A 1209-nucleotide genomic window follows, 5' to 3' on the forward strand; every position below is an offset into this window, starting at 1 on the left:
CTCACGTCCCCACCCCCACCGTCTCCTCCGCCAATGCCACGGCCTCCGACCGCAGCCGCAGCCCGAGCCCCAGCGCTCGCGGTCCCGGCGAGTCCGCCACGACCTCCACGCGGACCAGGTCGCCGTCCCGCCGGACGGCCACCGCCGCACCGCGCGGCGCCGCCTGGCGTGCCGCCGCCACGGCCGCGCTCTCGGGATCCTGCCGGGCCATCGCGCGAGCCCCGGCCCGCGCCGCGTCCACGCACTGGATCTGCGCGGACGCGGTCAGCAGCGCCCAGACCAGCGCCATCGTGAACAGCACCAGTGTCGGCAGCACCACGGCAGCCTCAGCGGTCACGAAGCCTCCGTCCCGGCCCCAGCCCCGGTCCCGGCCTCTCTCCCGCTCCCGATACGGGCGCCGGAACGTACGCCCACCCGGCGCCCTCTCAGAACTGGACTCAGAACTGGACATCGAGGGCCTTCTCCACGACCGCCTGCAGCGCCGCCCTGACCTGCCCGCTCGTCACCACCTTGTAGAGCAGCCCGGCGAACCCCACCGCCGCGATCAACCCCATCGCGTACTCCGAAGTGACCATCCCCGAGTCCCTACGCACCCCGCGCGCCGCACGTCGCAGTGCCCGCGCACACAGCTGTCCCCACATCTCAACCCCCATGAGAATTCCCCCAGTTCAGTAAGTTCCGTCAGTCACTCAGTCACTCAGTCACTCAGCCGCTCAACAGGCCCTCCGCAAGGCCGATCACCACCGGCAGCACCCCCACCGCGATGAACGCGGGCAGGAAGCACAGCCCCACCGGCGCCGTCATCAGCACGCCGGCCCTGCGCGCCGCCGCCATCGCCGTACGACCCCGTTCCGCTCGGCAGTCCGCGGCGAGGCGCGCCACCGGTTCCGCCGCCGGAGCCCCTGATTCGCCCGCCCGTTCCAGCAGGCGGGCCAACGCCGCCGCGCCCGGTATCGAGGCCAAAATCCGCCAGGCATCGGCTGGTTCGCTGCCGAGCCGCACCTCCGCCGCCCCGCGGGCCAACCGCTCACCGACCGGCCCCTTCAGGGCCTCGCCCACGGCTTGCGCGGCCACCACAGGCCCCGCGCCGGCCGCGACGCAGGCCGCCAACAGGTCAGCCGCCAAGGGCAGTTGCCGAGACGCCTCTGCGGCGTCGAACTCCCGGACGGCATCACCCCGCCCGCGCCACCACCGCAACACCCCGTACCC

At 73.7% G+C, this 1209-nt stretch carries 3 protein-coding genes; all 3 read right to left on the reverse strand.

Annotated features, from left to right (window positions below; all coding sequences use genetic code 11):
* Position 1: 1 nt before the first annotated feature.
* A complete protein-coding gene (locus E2651_RS43270) occupies positions 2-337 on the reverse strand; it encodes a TadE family type IV pilus minor pilin (protein WP_280922840.1) in 336 nt (111 codons plus the stop codon).
* A 100-nt stretch (positions 338-437) separates the two neighbouring features.
* Entirely contained in the window at positions 438-641 is a 204-nt protein-coding gene (locus tag E2651_RS43275) for a DUF4244 domain-containing protein (protein WP_245239562.1), read from the reverse strand.
* Between the two features lie 64 nt (positions 642-705).
* Positions 706-1209: type II secretion system F family protein (locus tag E2651_RS43280; RefSeq protein ID WP_209446403.1), on the reverse strand; the 504-nt coding region annotated here is incomplete at its 5' end.

Origin of the sequence: Streptomyces sp. MZ04 (genome assembly GCF_004684775.1) — a bacterium.
Lineage (GTDB): Bacteria > Actinomycetota > Actinomycetes > Streptomycetales > Streptomycetaceae > Streptomyces.

Bases quoted from the DNA above. Each gene is read 5' to 3' on its own strand.
- E2651_RS43275 (WP_245239562.1), bottom strand. From the start codon at position 641: ATGTGGGGACAGCTGTGTGCGCGGGCACTGCGACGTGCGGCGCGCGGG.